Annotated in this window: 19 protein-coding genes; 9 read left to right on the forward strand and 10 right to left on the reverse strand. The window is 67.5% G+C overall.

What is annotated here, in order from left to right:
• Positions 1-4: 4 nt before the first annotated feature.
• On the reverse strand, positions 5-1,276 hold the full coding sequence (locus ACZ3HV_RS09315; RefSeq protein WP_465682499.1) for a ThuA domain-containing protein: 1,272 nt from the start codon (positions 1,274-1,276) through the stop codon (positions 5-7).
• Between the two features lie 178 nt (positions 1,277-1,454).
• Between ACZ3HV_RS09315 and ACZ3HV_RS09320 the strand changes: the two genes are divergently transcribed.
• Positions 1,455-2,339 carry a bile acid:sodium symporter family protein gene (locus ACZ3HV_RS09320; protein WP_465682501.1) on the forward strand — a complete coding sequence of 295 codons (885 nt, stop codon included), beginning with the start codon at positions 1,455-1,457 and terminating at the stop codon, positions 2,337-2,339.
• Here the strand turns inward: ACZ3HV_RS09320 and ACZ3HV_RS09325 are convergent.
• On the reverse strand, positions 2,315-3,160 hold the full coding sequence (locus ACZ3HV_RS09325) for a helix-turn-helix transcriptional regulator (protein WP_465682503.1): 846 nt from the start codon (positions 3,158-3,160) through the stop codon (positions 2,315-2,317). The two genes, ACZ3HV_RS09320 and ACZ3HV_RS09325, sit on opposite strands and share 25 nt — an antisense overlap.
• Before the next feature lie 99 nt (positions 3,161-3,259).
• Between ACZ3HV_RS09325 and ACZ3HV_RS09330 the strand changes: the two genes are divergently transcribed.
• Entirely contained in the window at positions 3,260-4,000 is a 741-nt protein-coding gene (locus tag ACZ3HV_RS09330) for an SDR family oxidoreductase (protein WP_465682505.1), read from the forward strand.
• Here ACZ3HV_RS09330 and ACZ3HV_RS09335 read toward each other — a convergent pair.
• The 5 genes from ACZ3HV_RS09335 to ACZ3HV_RS09355 all read right to left on the reverse strand — a co-directional run bounded on the left by ACZ3HV_RS09335 (position 3,989) and on the right by ACZ3HV_RS09355 (position 7,554).
• Entirely contained in the window at positions 3,989-4,288 is a 300-nt protein-coding gene (locus tag ACZ3HV_RS09335; protein ID WP_465682507.1) for a thiamine-binding protein, read from the reverse strand. The two genes, ACZ3HV_RS09330 and ACZ3HV_RS09335, sit on opposite strands and share 12 nt — an antisense overlap.
• Entirely contained in the window at positions 4,285-5,853 is a 1,569-nt protein-coding gene (locus tag ACZ3HV_RS09340; RefSeq protein ID WP_465682509.1) for an MDR family MFS transporter, read from the reverse strand. Before ACZ3HV_RS09340 ends, ACZ3HV_RS09335 begins: the two co-directional genes overlap by 4 nt.
• Positions 5,850-6,476, reverse strand: a complete 627-nt coding sequence (locus tag ACZ3HV_RS09345) for a TetR family transcriptional regulator (RefSeq protein ID WP_465682820.1) — start codon at positions 6,474-6,476, stop codon at positions 5,850-5,852. The genes ACZ3HV_RS09340 and ACZ3HV_RS09345 overlap by 4 nt, the downstream gene beginning before the upstream one ends.
• Before the next feature lie 83 nt (positions 6,477-6,559).
• Positions 6,560-7,240 (reverse strand): aldo/keto reductase, encoded by a 681-nt coding sequence (locus ACZ3HV_RS09350; protein WP_465682822.1) that lies wholly within the window; start codon positions 7,238-7,240, stop codon positions 6,560-6,562.
• Entirely contained in the window at positions 7,159-7,554 is a 396-nt protein-coding gene (locus tag ACZ3HV_RS09355) for an aldo/keto reductase (RefSeq protein ID WP_465682511.1), read from the reverse strand. Before ACZ3HV_RS09355 ends, ACZ3HV_RS09350 begins: the two co-directional genes overlap by 82 nt.
• A gap of 96 nt (positions 7,555-7,650) precedes the next feature.
• Between ACZ3HV_RS09355 and ACZ3HV_RS09360 the strand changes: the two genes are divergently transcribed.
• The gene (locus ACZ3HV_RS09360) at positions 7,651-8,166 is read left to right on the forward strand and encodes a hypothetical protein (protein ID WP_465682513.1); all 516 of its coding nucleotides are present in this window, start codon (positions 7,651-7,653) and stop codon (positions 8,164-8,166) included.
• On the opposite strand, the gene ACZ3HV_RS09365 is transcribed toward ACZ3HV_RS09360, so the two are convergent.
• Both ACZ3HV_RS09365 and ACZ3HV_RS09370 read right to left on the reverse strand, forming a co-directional pair.
• The gene (locus tag ACZ3HV_RS09365) at positions 8,147-8,611 is read right to left on the reverse strand and encodes a methyltransferase family protein (RefSeq protein ID WP_465682515.1); all 465 of its coding nucleotides are present in this window, start codon (positions 8,609-8,611) and stop codon (positions 8,147-8,149) included. The genes ACZ3HV_RS09360 and ACZ3HV_RS09365 overlap by 20 nt on opposite strands.
• Complete coding sequence (locus ACZ3HV_RS09370; protein ID WP_465682517.1) at positions 8,604-9,083, reverse strand: MarR family winged helix-turn-helix transcriptional regulator; 480 nt, start codon at positions 9,081-9,083, stop codon at positions 8,604-8,606. The genes ACZ3HV_RS09365 and ACZ3HV_RS09370 overlap by 8 nt, the downstream gene beginning before the upstream one ends.
• A gap of 38 nt (positions 9,084-9,121) precedes the next feature.
• Here ACZ3HV_RS09370 and ACZ3HV_RS09375 point away from each other — a divergent pair, with 38 nt between their 5' ends.
• The 6 genes from ACZ3HV_RS09375 (at position 9,122) to ACZ3HV_RS09400 (ending at position 15,669) form a co-directional block, all read left to right on the forward strand.
• Positions 9,122-10,366 (forward strand): glycosyltransferase family protein, encoded by a 1,245-nt coding sequence (locus tag ACZ3HV_RS09375; RefSeq protein ID WP_465682519.1) that lies wholly within the window; start codon positions 9,122-9,124, stop codon positions 10,364-10,366.
• A 61-nt stretch (positions 10,367-10,427) separates the two neighbouring features.
• Positions 10,428-10,874, forward strand: coding sequence for a MarR family winged helix-turn-helix transcriptional regulator (locus tag ACZ3HV_RS09380; RefSeq protein ID WP_465682521.1), 447 nt, complete (start codon positions 10,428-10,430; stop codon positions 10,872-10,874).
• On the forward strand, positions 10,871-12,085 hold the full coding sequence (locus ACZ3HV_RS09385; RefSeq protein ID WP_465682523.1) for an MFS transporter: 1,215 nt from the start codon (positions 10,871-10,873) through the stop codon (positions 12,083-12,085). The genes ACZ3HV_RS09380 and ACZ3HV_RS09385 overlap by 4 nt, the downstream gene beginning before the upstream one ends.
• A 79-nt stretch (positions 12,086-12,164) precedes the next feature.
• Positions 12,165-14,591 (forward strand): GH116 family glycosyl-hydrolase, encoded by a 2,427-nt coding sequence (locus ACZ3HV_RS09390; protein ID WP_465682525.1) that lies wholly within the window; start codon positions 12,165-12,167, stop codon positions 14,589-14,591.
• A 30-nt stretch (positions 14,592-14,621) separates the two neighbouring features.
• Positions 14,622-15,155, forward strand: coding sequence for a TetR/AcrR family transcriptional regulator (locus ACZ3HV_RS09395; RefSeq protein WP_465682527.1), 534 nt, complete (start codon positions 14,622-14,624; stop codon positions 15,153-15,155).
• Positions 15,156-15,165: 10 nt separating this feature from the next.
• Positions 15,166-15,669 carry a DUF2867 domain-containing protein gene (locus tag ACZ3HV_RS09400; protein WP_465682529.1) on the forward strand — a complete coding sequence of 168 codons (504 nt, stop codon included), beginning with the start codon at positions 15,166-15,168 and terminating at the stop codon, positions 15,667-15,669.
• Here the strand turns inward: ACZ3HV_RS09400 and ACZ3HV_RS09405 are convergent.
• Positions 15,652-17,490 (reverse strand): FtsX-like permease family protein, encoded by a 1,839-nt coding sequence (locus ACZ3HV_RS09405; RefSeq protein WP_465682531.1) that lies wholly within the window; start codon positions 17,488-17,490, stop codon positions 15,652-15,654. The two genes, ACZ3HV_RS09400 and ACZ3HV_RS09405, sit on opposite strands and share 18 nt — an antisense overlap.
• Between the last annotated feature and the right edge of the window lie 36 nt (positions 17,491-17,526).

Consider the following 17,526-nt stretch of genomic DNA (forward strand, 5'->3'; position numbering starts at 1 on the left):
ATGGTCAGGCAATCGTCAGCTTGAAAGACTGCGTCGCGCCTCCGTTGCAGGTGAGTTGGACGAGTTGGGTGCTGTCCGCGGTGGAGCCACCGGGGACGGTCAGGCATTTGGTACTGAGGCGGCTGACCAGGTGGAAGTAACCGCTGCCTTCGGAGACCGCCTGCCATTGCTGGTTGTTGCCGTTGCTGTAGGTCCACAGTTGGAGGCCGGCGTTGTCGGCGGCCGACACCCCGGTCACGTCGATGACCTTGCTCGCGTCGTTGCGGTTGTTCACCCGGGTGAAACCGCCGGACGTCGGCTGGAACTGGAACTGCTGTGCCTGCGTGGAGTTGCAGCTGTACTGCTGGATCACGGTGCCGTTGGCGGTCGCGGCGGCGCGCGCGTCGACGCACTTGCCGTTCCCCTTGTTCGAGAGGGTGTACCAGGCGGTCGGCGACGGCTGGTCCACCGGCGGCGTCGTACCCGCGCCACCCAGCCACTTGAGCGCGTCCATCATTAACTGGTTCTGCGCCGGGCTGTCGAAGGTGGACGAGAGCCGGGTGTTGGTCTCGTAGTTCATCGCGTTGTGGCCGAAGTTCGCGTAGATCATCTTGTAGTTCTTGTTGGTCCAGATGATCGGGTAGTAGCCGCTGTACCAGGTCTGCGCCGGGTCGGTGCCGACCGGGAAGCTGGACGGGTCGATCGAGGCCAGGATCTGGATGTCCGGGTTGGTCCGCAGGTCGTTCTGCCAGCTGTACCACTCGCTCACCGACGACCGGAACGTCGCCGGTGTGTTCACCAGCGCCGGGTGCGAACGGTTCTCCGCCTTCAGCGTGACCGCGGTCGGTCCCCACGTGTTCGACTGGAACCGGCCGGTCCCGAGCAGCGTGTTGTTGAACCACGGCCAGCCGCCACTCGCGTCGTTGTACGCCGCGACGTGGAAGCCGAAGAACGCGCCACCGTTGTTCATGTACCGCTGGAACCCGGTGCGCTGCGCGTCGGTGTGTGGCGAGTCGTCGAGGAACATCACTACCTGGTACTGCGAGGCCGTCAAGTTGTTGAGCTGGTCCCAGTTGCTCGTCGCGGTGTAGGTGAAGCCGTTCTGCGCCCCGAACTGCGGGAACCGCTGATTGGCTTCCTTCTCGAAGTCGATGTGCGCGGCGTCCCAGGTACCGCTGTAGAACGCAAGCACGTTGAAGTTCGCTTGAGCTCGAGCGGATTGGGCGTACGCCGTACTGCCGGAGACCAGGCAGAGCAGCAACGCGAACAGGGCAGGCAACACCTTCCGAGCGGGCATGGGCGGATCCCCTCAGTCACGGAACAGTTACGCAATGAGATTTCAGAACTTAAATTAACTCATGGCGTAAGGAGGGTAAAGGCTTCGGCGGTCCCGGAACCCGCCGGGACTTCGCGAGACCTTGCCGACGCCACGCGCCGCTGTCACCCTGAGCCACCGACCTTCGAAGGAGCCGCCGGTGAACGACTCCGTGCTCACCTCGGTACTGCTGCCGATCGCCCTCGCGATCATCATGCTCGGCCTCGGCCTGACCCTCACCGTCGCCGACTTCAGCCGGGTCCTGCGGATGCCCAAGGCAGTCCTGATCGCGCTCGGCACCCAGGTGCTGCTGCTCCCGGCGATCTGCTTCGGGCTGGTGACGCTGTTCGACCTGGAGCCCGCGCTCGCGGCCGGGATGATGCTGCTCGCAGCGTCCCCCGGTGGCACCACGGCCAACCTCTTCAGCCACCTGGCCAGCGGCGACGTCGCTCTCAACGTCAGCCTGACCGCGGTCAATTCGGTGCTTGCCGTGTTCACGCTGCCGATCGTGGTCAACCTGTCCCTCGACTACTTCCTCGGCGAAGGCCAGCTCGGGTTACAGCCGGCGAAGATGCTGCAGGTGTTCGCCATCGTGCTGGTCCCGGTCGCCATCGGCATGCTGATCCGCCGGCGGCTCCCCGGTGTGGCGGACAGGATGGTGCGTCCGGTGAAGGTCGGCTCGATTCTCGTGCTCGCGCTGGTGATCTTCGCCGCGATCTACACCGAGCGCGCGAACGTTCTCGACTACCTGGCCGCCGTCGGCGTCGTCGCCGTACTGCTGAACGTCCTGAGTCTGGGGTTCGGGTACGTCGTACCCAAGCTGGCCCGGCTGGGTGAGCGGCAGTCGATCGCCTGCTCGATGGAGATCGGTATCCACAACGCCACGCTGGCACTCACGATCGCGCTCAGCCCGGCGTTGCTCGACAACAGCGAGATGTCCATCCCGGTCGCGGTCTACGGCATCGTGATGTTCTTCCCGACGGCCGCCTTCGCGTACTACCTCAGCCATCGCCCGACGGCTCAGAGGGCGGGATCGAGGGCCTGACTTCCGAGCACCGTCAGCAACCGCAGTCTGGCCGCACTTTCACTGCCCGGTTCCGCGGTGAAGACCACCAGGGTCTGCTGCTGGTCCCGGTTGTCGATCACCTCGCAGTACAGCTCGAGCTCGCCGACCACGGGATGGTTGAACCGCTTCGTGCGGCTGTGTACGACGCCGACCTCGTGCACGTCCCAGAGTTCGGCGAACTCCGGGCTGAGCTTCTGCAGCGCACGGACCAGCGAAGCGGCGTACGACTTCGGCCCGTCGGCCGTGAAGACCGTCCGCAGCATCGAGACCAGCATCCGGCTGTGGGTGGACAGCTCGGGCTCGCGGTAGAGAGACCGTGACTCGGCATGCACGAACCAGCGGTAGACCTCGCTGCGCTCCATACCCTCGAAGTTCGTCAGCTCCCCCGCGAACGCGACGTGCGCCGGCGTCTGCGCGAGCGTCTCACCGCACCGGTTGAGCAGCAGCGCCGGCGTGTCCTGCAGCCGGTCGAGGATCCGCAGCATCCCCGGATCGACGTGACACGCCCGAGTCGTGCGCGGCGGCGTACCGTGCCCGGCGACCACGAACAGGTGGTCGCGCTCCTCCAGCGTCAGCCGCAGCGCGCGGGCGATCGCTCCGAGCATCTCGACCGACGGCTGCGGGCCCCGGCCGCCTTCGAGCCGGCTGTAGTAGTCGGCCGACATCGACGCCAGCGCGGCGACCTCCTCGCGCCGGAGCCCCGGGGTCCGGCGGCGCCGGCCGCGGGGCATCCCGACGTCCTCGGGTTGCAGGGCCTCGCGGCGTTTGCGGAGGAAATCGGACAGGTCGGCGTACTCCATGTCTCCAGTGTCGCCAACCGGCGGTAGTTATCCACTGCTTGCCGAGCAGAGGCTGAGCCGGGCCTGGTTGCCGTCGGCATCCGATCACAGTCTGGAGGCATGAAACCGACTGGCAACACGATCTTCCTGACCGGCGGTACGTCGGGTATCGGCCTCGGCCTGGCCCGTAAGTTCCGCGACCTCGGCAACACCGTGATCATCAGCGGCCGCCGCAAGGACCTGCTCGACCGGATCGCCGCGGAGGACGGCATCGAGGGCATCACGCTCGACGTCGCCGACCCGGCCTCGATCGCGGCCGCCTTCGAACAGGTGACCAGCACCCATGAGGTCAACGTGCTGATCACGATGGCCGGCATCATGCAGATCGAGGACCTGCGCGACCCCGGTCACCTCGCGACCGCCGAGCAGACGATCGACATCAACCTGCTCGGCACGATCCGCACCATCACCGCGTTCACGCCGTACCTGCTGAAGCAGCGCGATCCGGCGATCCTGACCGTCTCGTCCGGTCTCGCCTCCGTGCCACTGACGATCACACCGACCTACAGCGCCACCAAGGCCGCGATCCACAGCTACACCCAGAGCCTGCGGATCCAGCTCGCGGACAGCGGGGTCCAGGTGATCGAAGTGGTCCCGCCGGCCGTCCGGACCGCGCTGCTGGGCCAGGAGGACGACGAGCGGGCGATGCCGCTTGACGAGTACCTGTCCGAGACGATGGAACTGCTGGAGAAGCACCCCGAGGCCGACGAGATCCTCGTCGACCGCGTCCGCTTCCTCCGCGACGCCGAACGCGAGAACCGGTACGACGCTGTCGTCGCGGCCCTCAACTCAGTCGGCTAGCGCCTGCTCGATCCGCTCCACCTTCGCGGCGAGCTGGCCGGTGTAGCCGGGGCGGATGTCCGCTTTGAGGACCAGGCTGACGCGGGGTGAGACGGCGGCGACCGCGTCGACGGCCTGCTTGACCACGGCCATCACCTCGTCCCACTCGCCCTCGAGGTTGGTGAACATCGCGTTGGTCTCGTTCGGCAGACCGGAGGCGCGGACCACGCGGATGGCTTCGGCCACCGCCTGGCTCACGCCTCCGGTCTCGTCACCGCCGGAAGGGCTGATGCTGAATGCAACGATCATGCATCCAGGATGTCAGGCTCCTCCTGGGCTCGGCGCTCGGCGCCCGAGGTGGTGAGGAGGGGCTTCTCCTTGATGAAGAGGACCGCGACGAGTGCGAGCACCGCGAACGGCACCGACATCATGAACAGGTCCGCGGTCGCCGCGCCGTACGCGTTCTCGACGACGGCTCGGGCCTGCTCCGGCAGTTCGGCGATGTTCGGCACCGCGCCGCTGCCGCCGGACGAGGCACCGCCCGGGTTCAGCGTCTCGGTGACCTTGTTCGCCAGGATGGCACCGAGCACACTCACGCCGATGGTGCCGCCCATGCTGCGGAAGAAGCTCACCGCCGAGGTCGCCGCGCCCAGCTCTCGCGCCGGTACGTCGTTCTGCGCGGCGAGCACCAGGTTCTGCATCACCAGGCCGATACCGACCCCGAGGACGATCATGAACCCCCACAGCAGGTACTTCGAGGTGTGCGCGTCGATCGTGCCGAACAACGCCAGCCCGATCGGCAGCAGCACGCTGCCGACGACCAGGTAGACCTTCCACTTGCCGTACTTCGTGATCAGCCCACCGGCGATCGTGGACGCGACCATCATGGCCAGGATCATCGGCAGGCTCATCAGCCCGGCCTTGGTCGGGGTGTAACCCTGCGCGATCTGGAAGTACTGCGCCAGGAACACCGAGCCACCGAACATCGCCACGCCGACCAGCGCGCTCGCGACGATGGCCAGCGTCACCGTCCGGTTGCGGAACAGGTCCATCGGGATGATCGGCTCGGGGTGCCCGCGCTCGACCAGCACCGCGGCCACCAGCGCCACGAGCGCCACCGCGACCAGCAGGAAGCTCCAGCCGGACACCCACTCGAACTTGTTCCCGGCGAACGACGACCAGACCAGCAGCGTGCTCACCCCGGCAGTGATCAGGAACGCGCCCCACCAGTCGATCTTCACCTCCCGGCGAACGGTCGGCAGCTTCAGCGTGCGCTGCAGCAGCACGATCGCCGCGAGTACGAACGGCACGCCGACCAGGAAGCAGGCCCGCCAGCCGAGCGGCGAGTCGACCAGGAAACCGCCGAGCAACGGTCCGCCGACGGTTGCCGAGGCGAAGATCGCGCCGAAGATCCCGGAGTACCGGCCGAGCTCGCGCGGCGGGATGATCGCCGCCATCACGATCTGCACCAGCGCGGTCAGACCGCCGGCGCCGAGGCCCTGCAGGACCCGGCTGCCCAGCAGTACCTCGATGTTCGGAGCGAAGCCGGCGACGAGCGAGCCGATCACGAAGAAGCCCAGCGACAGCTGGACCAGCAGCTTGTTGTTGTAGAGGTCGGCGAGCTTGCCCCACAACGGCACCGTGGCCGTCATCGTGAGCAGCTCGAGGGTGACAACCCAGGTGTAGGAGGACTGGCTCGCCCCCAGGTCGTGAATGATCCGCGGCAGCGCGGTCGACACCACGGTGCCGGCCAGGATCGCCACGAACATCCCCATCATCAGGCCGGAGATGGCCTGGATGGTCTGGCGTGGTGTCAAGGCGACCGCGGGACCGGCCCCCTCGGCCGTACTGTCCGGTGCCGAGGTCGTCGTCATGAGTGACCTTTCTGGTTGCTCTGGTTCGGCCCGAAGGCGGGATCGATGCCTTGAGCAAGTAGTCGGAAGCCTTCGTCGACCAGCTCGCGGACCGGCCGGCCGGGGGCGTTCTTGTGCAGTTCCATCGCCACCCGGCAGGCGGCGCCGGCGGTGCTGACGATCAGCGCCGGCCGAACGGCGGACTCCGGCTCGCCCATCCGGGCGGCGAGGGCGGCGGTGAGCTGCCGTTCGTCGTCGAAGCTCGCCATCATCAGCTGGTACAGCAGGTTCGGGGATCCCATGATCAGCTCACCGCGCCGCGACAACTCGCCCTCGTTCTCGAGGTCGCGCAGTACGTCGTGCACGATGAACCACATCGTGGTCAGCGGCGACTCCGCGGGCGGGGCCGTCCGCATCCGCTCCAGGGCACGCTCGAGGTGCTCGGGGTTGCGCCCGAGGATCGCGTGCTCCTTGTGCGGGAAGTAGTTGAAGAAGGTCCGCACCGAGACGTCCGCCGCCTCGGCGATCTCCTCGACCGTGACGTGGTCCGGCCCCTTCTCCAGCGCCAGCCGCAACGCGGCCTCGGCCAGCGCGGCCCGCGTCTCCCGCTTCTTCCGCTCCCGCAACCCACCCTCTGCCTGCATCACCCACCCAGGCTAAGAACAAACTTGCACTCACTGCAAACTATTAACCCTGAAACTTTGCACAACTGCACGTTCGGGCATCGTCAGCTCCGGCGGCGGACGAACTGGGGGAGGCGGAGGATGTTGTGGGGGTAGGGCAGGGGGCCGTCGCCCGCCTCGGTCAGGCGGTGCATCTGGTCGTCGGTGAGCGACCAGCCGGTTGCGCCCAGGTTGTCGGTCAGGTGGTCCGGGGTTCGGGCGCCGATGATGGGGGCGGTCAGGCCTGGGCGCTGCATCACCCAGCGAAGGGCGACCTGGGCGGGAGTACGGTCGACCTCGGTCGCGACCGAGCGGAGGGCGTCGAGCACGCGCCAGGTGCGGTCGGTGTTGTGAGCGTCCCAGTCGGCCTGGTTGGAGCGGGAGCCGGGCGGCGGACCGCCCGCGTCCCTGGTGTACTTGCCGGACAGCCAGCCGCCGGCCAGTGGGCTCCAGGCGATCACACCGGCACCCTCGTTCTGGCAGACCGGGATCAGGTCGAGCTCGGCGTCGCGGTCGAGCAGGTTGTAGAGCGGCTGCAGGCAGACGTACGGCTCCAGGTTGTGATGGCGGGACAGGTCGATCGCCTTCTGCAGCTGCCAGCCGGTCAGGTTGCTGGCGCCGATGAACCGGACCTTTCCGCTGGTCACCAGGTTGTCGAGCGTGGTCAGCGTCTCTTCCAGCGGAGTCGCGTCGTCGAAGACGTGGATCTGGTAAAGGTCGATGAAGTCGGTCTGCAGCCGGCGCAGGCTCCCTCCACACCGGCCATGATGTGCTTGCGTCCGGCTCCGCGGACCGGCAGTCCCGGCCCGGCCTCGCCGTACACCTTGGTCGCGATCACCAGGTCGTCACGGTTCCTGGTCTTCAGCCAGCTGCCGATGATCGCCTCCGAACGACCGGCGGCGTACGTGTCCGCGGTGTCGATCATCGTGCCGCCGGCGGCGACGAACTCGTCCAGGATCCGGTGGCCGGTCGACTGGTCGGTCTCAGTGCCGAACGTCATCGTGCCAAGACCCAACTCACTGACTTCGAGCCCGGTCCGACCGAGAAAGCGCTTGTTCATCCTGTCAACGTACCCGCGCCGACAGGACCCCGTCCTCCGGTAAAATGAACAACGAAAGCCTCCGACACGCGTTCCCGCGTTCGGAGGCTTTCGTGTATGACCGTTCTCTACAAAGCCGCCGGCGACATCCGCGGCATCGACATCCTGCCGCTGAACCAGCTCCGCGACCGCTACCCCGACCTCTACGAACGCCACGCCGAGAAGTACGCCGCCCGCCCCGAGACGATGAACCACCCAGTGCCACCACTCGGCTGCACCTGGAGCGATGTCGTCTTCCTGTCACCGGTCCACCCCGCGCCGATCTTCGACGCCCTCCGCGAGTCCGGCCGGATCGGACCCGGCTCGCTGGACTACTGGACTCTCGACGCCGACCTGCTCGACCCACGCCGTACCTGCATCCTGCTCAAGCGCTACGACCCCGAGTTCCGCCCGCAGCCGCCTGAGGACTTCATCCCCTACAGCCCGGCCGCCGCGGCCGCTCTCGCCACGCCGTCGGACCAAGCTCTCCAGCGGCTCCGCAATCTCAATGCCACCGAACCGCTCTACCCCTGGGCCGACATCCCGCATGTTCTCCACCGCGGCCCGATCCCACTCAGCCTTTTCCGATCCTAGGCACCCACGCGGGCACGGTTCGGCAGTACTCCTGGTACTGCCGGCCGTACCGCTCCAGCAACACCGGCTCCTCGTACCAACGCACGAACGACGCCATCACGGCCCACGCGAGTACGCCGTACGCCAGCACCCACGGGTCGAGAAGGACCAGCGCCTGCCCGAAGATCGCGGTCACCACCCCCACGTACATGGGGTTGCGAACAAAGCGATAGTCGCCACCCACCACCAACTCCTCCGTCGGCGCCACCGGCGCCGGCGTCCCCCGCCCTTCCCGAACGAATCGCACAAAAGCCCGCAGCACAACGAACGCACCGGCCGCGACCACCACGAACCCCGGCCAGAACCGTGGCGCCGCCCACCCACTCACCCACCACGGCACCACACCACCGACCATGCACGGTGCGGCGAAGAAGAACGCCGTGCTGCCCAGCACTGCCTTAAGCACGGTCGATTCTCCCGATCACGCGCTCGGACAGTTCGCAGAAGGTCTGGAGCTCGTCCGGACTCAGGTCGGAGAACCAGTCGGCCACCGCGGCGATGTCCCCGGCGTCACGCTCCCGCCAGTAGGCCGCACTGTGATTCGTTGCCGAGAGCAATCTGCGTCGGCCGTCCGCCGGATCGGGCTCGACCTGCAGCAACTCCTTGCGCTGCAAGGCCGCGACGATCTGCGCGACATTCTGATGCGTGCTTCCCAGCGCGGCGGCCGCCTCGGCCAGCGACGGCTTCCCCATCGCCTTGACGACGGTGATCAACGCGGCCTGCTGGGTGGTCAGTCCGTCCGCCCGCAGCCGCTCGTCCATCTCGTTGCGCAGCTTCTGGGCGAGCATCAGCGCCGTCCGGAAGGCCCGGACCGGCGGCGCCAACTCCGAACCCGCTCCGAGCCCGAACAGCTTCTCGGTCTTGTTCCACGACGACATAGGCAATATATTACCTATCATCGTCGAAGGGGGCAATCGTGATCTGTCTACTGCCGCACTGCGCCTACCTGTCCGAGACGTCCCGGATGCTCGAGCTCCACCGCGCCCTCACCGAGCTCGGCGTCGCAGTGCGCGTCGCCACCCACGGCGGACCCCATGAACGCCTACTCGCGGAGGCCGGCGTCGAGTACGACGTACTCGGTCCCGGACTGTCCCCCACTCGCGCGGCCGCCTTCGTCGGTTCGGCCGTCGGCCTCGGCGATCCCCGGCAGAGCATGTACGACGACGCCGAGATCCGGACGTACGTCGCGGCCGAGGCGGAGTACTTCCGCACCCACAAGATCACGGTCGCGGTCACCGGATTCACGTTGACCACGTTGCTGTCGTCGCGACTGACCGGCGTACGCGTGATCACCGAGCATGCCGGGAGCTTCGTGCCGCCGGTCTTCGAGCATCGACTCCTTCCGGCGCCGACCCGGCCCGTGGATCCGCGGTTGAAGCACGCGCCGGCCTGGCTGGCCCGGTTCCTCGTCAACCGGTCCCCCAACCGCATCACGGCGTACTGCGGTGGCTTCAACCGGGTGGCCGCCGAGCTCGGCGTGGAAGGGATCCCGAGCCTGGCTTCTCTCCTACTCGGCGACCTCTCGCTGGTCCCGGAGGTTCCGGAGGTGCTCGGGATCTCCGCCGCCGAGCTGGCCGCCTGGACCCCGGGCAAGGGGTATCGGGCCGGCGCGCAACTCAGGGCGGTCGGGCCGCTGTTCGCGCAACTGGATCTCCCGATGCCGGCCGACGTACAGAAGTTCCTCGACCGGCCCGGTCCGACGATCTACCTCGCCATGACGTCGACCCCAGCCGCCCAGGTCCGTACGGCGATCGCCGAGCTCAGCCGCCTCGACGTACGGATCCTGGTCGCCGGCACCATCCACGACCTCGGCGACCTGGCCACGGACCAGATCCTGATCAAGGGCGTGCTGCCGAGCCACCTTGTCATGCCGCAGGTCGAACTCGCCGTCACCACCGGCGGCCAGGGCAGCGTCCAAACCGCGATGGCCAGCGGTACGCCGCTCCTCGGCATCCCCCTGCACATCGAGCAAGACCTCAACGTCGCCCTCGTCGAGCGCCTGAACGCCGCCCGCCGAGCCCGCCCCACCACCCTGGTCACCCAAGCCGCCCGAATGCTCGACAACCAATCCCACCGCGAGGCCGCCGAGCGGATCCAGAAGCTCTACGCCGCTGCCGACGGACCGGCCGAAGCCGCCGCGGTCATCGCCCACCAGCTCTGAGTGACCTGGTTCACCGTTCAGCCGGTGGAGATACATAGGTTTCCTATGTATATTCATAGGTGTGATTGCTACGGAGCTGACTCGGCTCGGCGAGGATGTCGTGGTTGCGTCGTCGCGGTTGACGCGGATGGCGACCAGGGATGTGAACACGCTGCCGCACGCCGCGATGCGGGTGCTCGGGCGGCTGGATGAGCTGGGTCAGGCCCGGATCAGTGAGCTGGCCAAGGCCGACCGGTGTTCCCAGCCGACCATGTCCACCCTGGTGCAACGCCTGGAAGAGCAGGGCTGGGTGCACCGTGCGGCCGACCCGGCCGACTCCCGCGCCAGCCTGATCAGCCTCACGGACGCCGGCCTGGCCGAGTTGCGGAGCGCCCGGCAGCAGGCCGGCGTCGCGCTGTCGGCCCGCCTGAGCCAGCTCCCCGCGACGGACCTCACCACCCTGGAGGCCGCGGTCACCGTCATCCACAAACTCCTCACCCTCGAACCGTCGGAGGACACGCACCGGTGAGCAACTCGTCGTTTCTGAAGCAGCCCAAGTCCGTCTGGGCGGTCGCGTTCGCCTGCGTGATCGCATTCATGGGCATCGGCCTGGTGGACCCGATCCTCAAGCCGATCGCCGAGCAGTTGCACGCGAGCCCGTCCCAGGTCTCGCTGCTGTTCACCAGCTACATGGCAGTCATCGGTGTGGCGATGCTGATCACCGGCGCGGTCTCCAGCCGGATCGGCGCGAAGCGCACCCTGCTCATCGGCCTGGCCATCATCGTCGTGTTCAGCGCACTGGCCGGCCTGTCCAACTCGATCGGCATGATCGTCGCCTTCCGGGCCGGTTGGGGTCTTGGCAACGCGCTCTTCATCGCCACCGCCCTGGCCACCATCGTCAACTCCGCCAGCGGCTCGGTCGCCCAAGCGATCATCCTGTACGAGGCCGCCCTCGGTGTCGGCATCGCGGCCGGCCCGCTGGTCGGTGGTGAGCTCGGCACGATCTCGTGGCGCGGTCCGTTCTTCGGCGTCGCCGTACTGATGACGATCGCGCTGGCCGCGACGGCATTCCTGCTCCCCGCATCGCCGGTGGAAGGACGTCGTACGTCGATCATCGAGCCACTGAAGGCCTTGCGGCACCGGTCCTTGGCGACCGTCGCGGTCACCGCGCTGCTGTACAACTTCGGCTTCTTCACGCTGCTCGCCTTCACCCCGTTCCCGCTGGCGATGTCGGCGCGCCAGATCGGCCTGATCTTCTTCGGCTGGGGCATCGGACTGGCGGTCACCTCGGTATTCGTCGCGCCGCGGCTGCAGCGCCTGTTCGGCACGCTGCCGGTGGTCATGACGTCGCTGTTGCTGTTCGGTGCTGACCTCGCAGTGATGGGCATCTACGCACACCACAAGGGCGTGCTCGCGGTCGGCGTGATCGTGGCCGGCCTCTTCCTCGGCATCAACAACACGCTGATCACCGAGGCCGTGATGGGTGCCGCCCCGGTCGAGCGCGGTACGGCGTCGGCGGCGTACTCCTTCGTCCGGTTCTCCGGCGGAGCGGTTGCGCCGTGGCTGGCCGGCAAGCTCGGCGAAGAAGTCAACATCCAGCTCCCGTTCTACGTCGGCGCCTTCGCGGTGCTCCTCGCGGTCGGCGTCCTGGCCACCGGCTGGAAGCCCCTCGCCCACCTCCGCATCCCCGCCAACCACTCCAAGGTCGAAGCCGAAGCCCTCACCGCCGCCGACGCCTAACCCCTCTTTGGGCACCCACCAACCACCGTCGGCGGGGCGAAATGGTTGGTGGGTGCCCAAAGAGGCGACAGTGGGTCACATGACGACTTGGCCCATTCTGCGTACGTACAGCGACCGTCAGCTGCGCCGGATCGCGCTGCCGCTCGGCGGTATCGGGACCGGAACGGTCAGCCTCGGCGGCCGCGGCAACCTCCGCGACTGGGAGATCGTGAACCGTCCGGCCAAGGGCTTCCAGCCCGGTACGGCGTTCTTCGCGATCCGCACCGAGTCCCCTGACGGCATCGTGACCACTCGTGCCGTCGAGGGCCCACTGGACCTCAGTGAGTACGAAGGCGCCCACGGCAGCCGCGCCCAGAACCATGGCCTCCCGCGTTTCCGCGAGGCCACCTTCGGTACGGCGTACCCGTTCGGGCGGCTCGAGCTCCGCGATGACGACGTACCGGTCGACGTCGATCTGGAAGCGTTCAACCCGCTCGTCCCGGCCGACGTCGGGGCCAGCTCGTGGCCGGTCGCGGTACTGCGCTTCGTGGTGACGAACCGGGGCACCGAGCCGTTGACCGTGTCGCCGGCCGGATCGCTGGAGAACTTCATCGGCCGGGACGGCACCACGGACGTTGCTGCAGGCAACTACAACACCACGGCCACCGGCGAGGCGGGGCGGCTGGATGGCTCGGACGTCCGCGCGGATGGTGTGCTGCTGCGCAGTCGCGGCGTCGATCCCAGCGCCGAGCAGTTCGGCTCGATGGCGCTGGCGGTGCTGGACGGGCAAGACGTGAGTCGTCGGACCGGCTGGGCGGACCGGACCTGGGGCGACAGCCTGCTCGACTTCTGGGACGACTTCAGCGCCGACGGCCGGCTCGATGAACGCACCAGCGAATCCGCCACCCCGATCGCCTCGGTCGCCGACCGCCGTACGATCGCCGCCGGCGCGACGGAACGCTTCACATTCCTGCTCGCGTGGCATTTCCCGAATCGGCGCGCCTGGGAGAAATCCGACATCGTCGGCAATTACTACACAACGCTGGTGGACGATGCCTGGACTTCGTTGTGCCGCTTCGCGCAACAACTCGACGATTTGGAACGGCGTACCGTCGCATTCGTCACGGATTTCCTCGGCAGCGATCTCCCTTCGCAGGTGCAGGAAGCCGCGCTGTTCAATCTCAGCACGCTGCGGACGCAGACCGTTTTCCGTACGCCGGACGGCCGATTCTTCGGCTGGGAAGGATGTTCCGATCATGAAGGCAGTTGCTTCGGCAACTGCACCCACGTGTGGAACTACGAGCAGGCGACGCCGTTCCTGTTCGGCCAGATCGCTCGTTCACTGCGCGAAGTCGAGTTCGGCCACGCGACGGACGAGCAGGGCCTGATGAGCTTCCGGGTCGGACTGCCCTTGAAGACGAGCGCACGGGACTGGCGGGCCGCCGCGGCCGACGGCCAACTCGGGAGCTTGGTCAAGCTCTATCGTGACTGGCGACTCAGCGGTGACGACGACCTGCTGCGTTCGCTGTGGCCCGCGGCCCGGCGGGCGCTCGAGTTCTGCTGGATCCCCGGCGGGTGGGACGCCGACCGCGACGGCGTGATGGAGGGCTGCCAGCACAACACGATGGACGTCGAGTACTACGGCCCCAACCCGCAGATGCAGTCCTGGTACCTGGCCGCTCTCCGCGCATCCGAGGAGATGGCCAAGCACCTCGGCGTCGACGACCTCGCCGCGGAATGCCGGAAGCTCTTCGACAACGGGCGAGCGTGGATGGATGAGCATCTGTTCAACGGCGAGTACTACCGGCACGAGATTCGTCCGCCGGCGTCCGCCGACGACGTCGCGCCGGGCCTGCGCGAAACGATGGGCGCGGCCGATCCGACCAACCCCGTGCTGCAACTGGGCGACGGTTGTCTCGTCGATCAGCTCGTGGGGCAACACCTCGCCCGCCTGACGCAGCTCGGCACACTGCACAATCCGGACCACGTTGTGACGACGTTGCGCAGCATCCTCAAGCACAACGGGCTTTCCGGGTTCGACGGGCATTTCAACCACATGCGGAGTTACGTGCTGGGCGACGAGTCCGCCGTACTGATGTGCAGCTACCCGCGCGGCAATCGGCCCGAGCGGCCGTTCCCGTACTTCACCGAGGTGATGACCGGATTCGAGCACATCCTCGCGGTCGGCCTGATCTCGGAAGGGCTGGTCGACGAGGGGCTGAAGGTGATCGCCGACATCCGGGCGCGGTACGACGGCGAGCGGCGGAACCCGTTCGACGAGGCGGAGTGCGGTCACCACTACGCGCGGGCGATGGCGAGCTGGGGTGCGGTCGTCGCGCTGACCGGCTTCGACTACGACGGCCGGTCCGGAGTGATGCGCTTCGCCCCACGGATCGCGGGCGTACGGCAGGTCTTCTGGTCGACCGGCAACGCCTTCGGCACCTTCGACACCGTCGAGCGAGCCCTCCAGGTCACCGAAGGCGACTTGTTCCTCACGGCGGTCGAGCTCTTCGGTGAGAGGATCTGACCATACCAAACGGTATGGTATGTTCTAGACATGGTGACGCGGACGGAATGGCTGGACGCAGGTCTCGAGCTGCTGGCGGACGAAGGTGCGCCGGCGGTGACGATCGAGCGGCTGACCGGGAAGCTCGGCGTCACCAAAGGCTCGTACTACCACCACTTCAAGGGCGCCGCCGGCTTCCGGACCGCACTGCTGGAGTACTTCGAAGCGCAGTTCACCACCCGCCTCATCGACATCGTCGAGCGCGATGCCGAGCCCTCGGCGAAGTTGCAGCACCTGCTGCGACTCGTGCTGTCCGACCCCGACAGCGCACGGCTCGAGATCGCCGTACGGGCGTGGGCCCTGCAGGATCCCGAAGTCCGGGCTGCGCAAGAGCGGGTGGACCGCGCGCGAACGGCGTACCTGACGGAGCTGTGTCGCGGGCTGAAGGCGGACGTGGATCCGGACCGGTTCGCGCAACTGCTGTACCTGATCCTGATCGGCGCCGAGCAGGTGCTGCCGCCCGTCACCAAGACCGACCTGCGCGACATCTACGCGATGACCCTGCGTCTCGCGTCCATCGACTAGAGGAGTCGCCATGCCGACCCGCACCGACCTGCCTGAGCTGGACGACCTGCTGCCTACCGTTGACGTGGTCGACGTGAAGACCGCTCGCGGTCCGGTGTCCTTGCGCGAGTTCATCGCCGGCGCGCTCGGTCATGCACCGCTGTGGGTGAAGGCGCTGTTCGGGGTTCGGATGGTGGTGGCCCTGGTGCTCCGGCTGGAGACCACTGGGGTCCCCGACTCGTTCCGGCTGCGGCCGGAGACGGTGAGTTTCACGCCAGGCGATCGCGCGTCGTTCTTCACCGTCGTACGCGGCGAGGAGGATCACTACCTGTTGCTGGAGATCTCCGACAACCACCTGATCGGCTGGCTGGCGATCATCACCGACAACGAACAGCCGGCCTCGTTCAAGGTTGTGACGTTGGTGAAGTATCTGCGACCGGCCGGACGCTTTTACTACAACCTGATCCGGCCTTTCCACCACCTGGTGCTGCTCAGCATGTGCCGGGCCGGCGAAAAGTCAGTCGCGGGCCGCTGACAACGGGTGCGGCCGCGTTGCCTGATGAGCGGTCAAGGCCGCGGCCGCACCGACCACGGCCAGTGCCGTGCCGAAGAGCAGGCCGAGCAGCCGCCACGGAATCGCCAACGCCGCAAGGCCGTACGGACCTGCCGCGATGCCGGCCAACGCCGCGCCCGCAACGACCGATCCGAGCAGTACGCCGACAACGACGACGGTGGCGGACTCGACAAGCGCAACCGCGACGACCTGCCCGCGAGTCAGCCCGGCCATCCGGGCCAGCGCGAACTCCCGACGCCGGTCGGCCGTGGACATCACCACCGCGTTGACCACGGCAACGGCCGCGAAGATCCCGGCCAGCCCCATCAACGCGGCGAACAACCCCGAGTTGCTCCGCTGCTGAGCCGCACCACGGCCTTCCGCCCACTCCCCCACCGTCTGCACCCTTCCACCCACCTCAGCCGCGACCTGACCCGACGCACTGCCCGACGCAACCTTCACCAGCGTCTCCGTCCGACCCCCCGCGGGCAACAGGCCTCTGGGAATGAAGAAGTTCTCGCTGACATCCAGCGTCTCCGGCATGATCGCCACGACCTTGACCGGCATCGTTCTGTTGCCAAGGGCAATCTTTAGGGTCGACCCGAGTTTGTAGCCCTCCGCAGCCATGCCTGGACCGATGACGATCGCTCGGCCGGTCAGCCGATCCAGCGATCCCTTCCGCGGCCGCAGCTTGTGCGTCTGCTGGTACGCCGTCGGATCGATCCCGATCGCCTCCGAGTACACCGTGTTCTTGCCGCGCCGGATGGTGATGGGTACAGCGGTCTGCACCGACGCGATCGCGACTCCCGATCCCTTGGTTACCGCGTGGTCGACGACGAGGTCGGCGGTGATCAACCGCTCCTGCTCCACCCCGACCGCCTTCGCGAGCGACCCGAACGTCCCCCACAACCCGACCACGAGCCCCACTAGCACGATCAAAGGCGCCGCCGTTGCCGCACTTCGCCGTACGGCGTGCAGGACGCCGGCCCGGGCGAGATCGGCGATCAAGTTGCCGCGGAGGACGGCCGCGGGCAGCCGACCGGCCAGCGGTACGACGATCGGGCTGAGCTGACTGAGCGCGACCGAGCCACTGATCATCACGACGAGTCCGATCATCAACCCGGCGACCAGATCACGCGCGGCCTGCGCGGCGATCACCAGCACCACCGTACAGAACGTGGCCGACAGTCCCCAGAACCATCGCCAGCCGGTCATCACCTTGTGCGCGGCGTGGCTGTCGACGAGGGCTTCGAGCGCACTGATCCGCGACGCTCGCCAGGCCGCTGCGAGTACGCCGGCCAACGCCGTACTCACGCCGATGATCATCGCTGCCCACAGAGCGCCCTGATCCCACGGCGCGTCGAACCATGACGGCAGCATCCCGAGCTTGGTGAGCAGCCAGGACTGCGCCCAGGTCCCGAGCAGTCCGAGCGGCACACCGACCGCACTTCCGATCAGACCGAGCAGTCCGGCCTCGGTGAGCAGCATCAGACAGAGGTATCCGCGCTGTGCCCCGACCAGCCGCAGCAGTCCCAGCTCCCGGCGCCGCTGCACCACCGTGAAGCCGAACGTCGTACTCACGATGAACACGGTGAGGAACACCGCGAGCATCACCGACATCCCGAGCAGTGTGGCGGCCCCGACGTACCCTTCACGCACTCTGGCCCGGTCGTACGCCGACAGTCCGGCCGGCAGCACTGGTCGATCGGTGGCGGCGAGCATCTGCAGCCCCGACTGCACCAGGCCCACGCCCAGCGCGACAGCGACCACTGCGCCGGCGAACAACTGCCACCTCGTGCGCACGGCACCCACAGACAACCTCAGCATCCTCCTACCCAA

This window comes from Kribbella sp. NPDC020701 (assembly GCF_055562215.1).